Source organism: Chitinophaga sp. (genome assembly GCF_036569125.1).
In the GTDB taxonomy this organism is placed as follows: domain Bacteria; phylum Bacteroidota; class Bacteroidia; order Chitinophagales; family Chitinophagaceae; genus Chitinophaga.
Window position 1 is genome coordinate 1 of sequence record NZ_DATCRF010000659.1, and the last position, 3,403, is coordinate 3,403.

The following is a 3,403-nucleotide window of genomic DNA, read 5'->3' on the forward strand; positions in this document are numbered from 1 at the left end:
AAAGAAGTACACCATACACACGCCGGCAGCATTGGCAACTTATGTACAGCCCAGGTAAAAGCCTTAATGGATGAAGTGTTAAAGGAGTTTCCATTTAGTAAAGTAGATGCCGCTATCAATCGGCTTACAGCCGATTGATAATTACGAATTATTTAATTACGGATTACGAATTGGGTACTGCATAAAAAAATGTCCTGCAACTTTTGTGTGCAGGACATTTTTTTATGCAAGAACGGGCTCGCTTCGGTCACATTCGTAATTCGTAATTAAATAATTCGTAATTCACCTAAAACGCTACCGTTAATCCCACCATATAATTCGTTCCCGCCATCGGGTAATAATAATTATCCGATACCAGCTTGCCACCTTCGATCCACGTATAGCTGGCGCCGTTTGGCTCATATTTCTTATTGAAAATATTATTTACCGCTACCTGTAATCCCAGCTCTTTGAACAGCGGCTGCGGAATGCTGTATCGCAGGCGTACATCATTGGTATAATACCCGTTCAGGCTGCGCTCTTTACTGCCGGTATTATCCAGGTATTGGCGGCTCACATACTTGCCTATCACATCTATATCCAGGCCTTTTACCGGTTTGGCAGTAAGCGTGTAACCCGCTACCACGCCGGGGGAGAAGGAGATGTCTGAATTACCGTAATGCACAGTGTCCTGCACGCCGGTATCATAATTATCAACAAAGGCCGTATAATTCTTTATTTTATTCTGGCTAAAAGCGGCATTAGCGCCGAATGTAAATACCTCATTAAGCTTTACGCTGCCCTGCAGCTCTACACCGGCGCGGTAGCTTTTAGGAATATTGGTGCGTGTATAGGCGCCTACATCATTCAGTTTGCCGGTTTGCACCAGCTGGTTCTTATAATACATGTAATAGGCATTGGCCTGCACATTCACACGGTTATTACGGAACACATAACCCGCCTCTATGTTTTGCAGGTTCTCATGTTTAGGCGTTTGTGTAAGCCCGGCTTCAAAATCATCACGGTTAGGTTCTTTATTACCGATGGAATAAGAAGCATATAACTGGCTGCTGGTGTTCAGGTAATAATAAATGCCCGCTTTAGGATTAAAGAAGTTATAGGTATTGTGTTGTATCAACGTAGGATTATCCTCAAATCCATCGATGTTAAAACGTACGGTACGGTATTGCAGATCGGCAAACAGGCGCACGGCTTCCGTTAATTTAAACTCACCCTTCCAGTAAATATTAAAGTCGGTTTTAACAGCATCCAGGTCGTAATACTTATGGTCTTTATCAATATCATACTGTGCCCAGATGATCTTGCCGTAATGCCCGCCCTCATAGCGGTTCCAGCCGCCGCCTAAGCTCCAGTTCAGCTTTTGGCCGGTGCCGTTCACAGAGAAAACAGTACCGTAAAAATCATTGTCTAACCATAGCTGGCGAATGAGGTCTGTAGTATCCACCGGCCGCCCGTTTATCACCGGTGAGCTAAGCCCATAATCGCTAAACAGCTGCTGTGTTTTGTATTGCTCATAATAGCCTTTGCCTTTGGTATAATGCAGGGCCACGTTAAAGTTCAGCTTTGAATTTATTTCCTGGTTCAGGAATAGCTGGTAATGGTCCTGCTGGTAATTATCCGTTTCATTATCATATGGTGCACCGGGTTTCTCCGTACCGGCGGAGTTGTAGGTACGGTCGGTATGCAGCAGCGCCTCCGGTACGCCGTTCCAGGCCTGGTAGGTTTTTTCCTTACCGGAAAATACATTCAGGCGAATGGCCGTCTTTTTAGAAATATAAGCGGCAGAGGTGTAAAAAGAATGCAGGTCAGAGCTGGCCCGGTCTATATAGCCATCAGAGCTGATCTTGGACAAGCGGGCATCGATCGTAAAGTGATCATTGATCAAACCGGAACCGGCTTTTACCGTATGTTTCCAGCTGTTAAATGAGCCGTAGCTGTTGCTGATCTCTCCATAGGCTTTATCCCGGAATTCATTGGTGCTCAGGTTCAGGGATGCGCCAAAAGCCCCGGCCCCGTTGGTAGAAGTGCCTACACCCCGTTGCAGCTGTATGCTGTTTACGGAAGAGGCAAAGTCGGGCATATCCACAAAAAAGGTCCCGGATGATTCTGCATCGTTAATAGGAATGCCATTTACGGTAACATTAATACGGGTAATATCAGAACCGCGCACCCGCATTCCCGTATAGCCGATGCCGTTACCTGCGTCGGAATTGGTAACAACTCCGGGCAATTGGTTCAGCAGCAGGGGCAGGTCCTGTCCCATGTTCTGCTTTTTAATATCTTCTGCATTTAAGCTGGAAGTAGTAAAAGGCGCATTCTTACCGGCACGCAGGCTGCTGATCTCCACCGGCTGCACAAATAACCCGGTCTCTTCCAGCGGTATATTCAGCTCGCTCACAGCATCGCCGCCCTGCAGCGTAGTAATATAAGTGCGGTAGCCCAGGTAGCTGGCCTGCAGGCGGTAGCTGCCTTTGGACGGTACTTTCAGCTGGTAGCGGCCATGGGCATCCGTAAGCACGCCGTTGTTATTGTTACCCTGGATAATAATGGAAACGCCCGTTAATGGCTGGCCCTTGGTTTTATCAGTAACGGTGCCGGAAATAGTTCTTTGTGCATATAGCACAGTAGTGCTGACAAGCAGCCACAAAAGCAGTAAGGATTGTTTCATTGCTATGTTTTTCCTAACCAGCATTACCTGGTCACAGGTTCAATGGGTGTGATCTCAGCCTGACAGTAAGGCACCCCTTTAGTTGAATTATAATAACAGCACAAAGTTATATCTGCAGTACTAAAAAAAAGAAAATATTTTTCCGGTTAATTATTTTATACTAATTTCCATCCCGCATCTCTCTCTCGTTTTTTTATTCACCCTATTTTTTAACGAGTTAACCATATCGTTAACCGACCATTTAAATTTTAACTGATGATTAAACTCCAGATCATTGGCTATCTCGGCAAAGATGCTGTACAGAGAGAAGCCGCAGGAAAAACCGTATTAAGCTTCAGCGTTGCTCACACAGAGCGTTTCAAAAGTCAGCAAGGCGTGCCCCAGGAAAGAACCACCTGGGTAGATTGTGCCCTCTGGGACCGTGTGAACATGGCCCCTTATTTAACGCAGGGCACACAAGTGTATGTAGAAGGTACACCGGTATCAGATGCTTATAAGAACAGCGCCGGTGAAGCTATTGGCCAGTTAAGACTGCGTGTGTACAATGTACAGCTGTTAAATGGCCGCCGTCATGATGATCACTCCAAAGCTGCCACCGCAGGCGTTTTAGATGATGACCTGCAGGAACAACCGGCAGACGATTTACCGTTTTAGAGGTGTTATGTAATTCATAGCATAATGGGCCGGCTCTTTCCAGGGTTGGCATTCCCAGACTATTATTAGCTTGTTATATAC

Annotated in this window: 2 protein-coding genes; one reads left to right on the forward strand and one right to left on the reverse strand. The window is 45.9% G+C overall.

Annotation, left to right across the window (positions count from 1 at the left end; translation table 11 throughout):
- Positions 1 to 286: 286 nt before the first annotated feature.
- On the reverse strand, positions 287 to 2,668 hold the full coding sequence (locus VIM87_RS24610) for a TonB-dependent receptor (RefSeq protein ID WP_331999558.1): 2,382 nt from the start codon (positions 2,666 to 2,668) through the stop codon (positions 287 to 289).
- Between the two features lie 255 nt (positions 2,669 to 2,923).
- Here VIM87_RS24610 and VIM87_RS24615 point away from each other — a divergent pair, with 255 nt between their 5' ends.
- Positions 2,924 to 3,322, forward strand: a complete 399-nt coding sequence (locus VIM87_RS24615) for a single-stranded DNA-binding protein (RefSeq protein WP_331999559.1) — start codon at positions 2,924 to 2,926, stop codon at positions 3,320 to 3,322.
- Positions 3,323 to 3,403: the final 81 nt, after the last annotated feature.

Coding starts and splice junctions, on each gene's coding strand:
- VIM87_RS24615 (WP_331999559.1), top strand. CDS start 2,924: ATGATTAAACTCCAGATCATTGGCTATCTCGGCAAAGATGCTGTACAG.
- VIM87_RS24610 (WP_331999558.1), bottom strand. CDS start 2,668: ATGAAACAATCCTTACTGCTTTTGTGGCTGCTTGTCAGCACTACTGTG.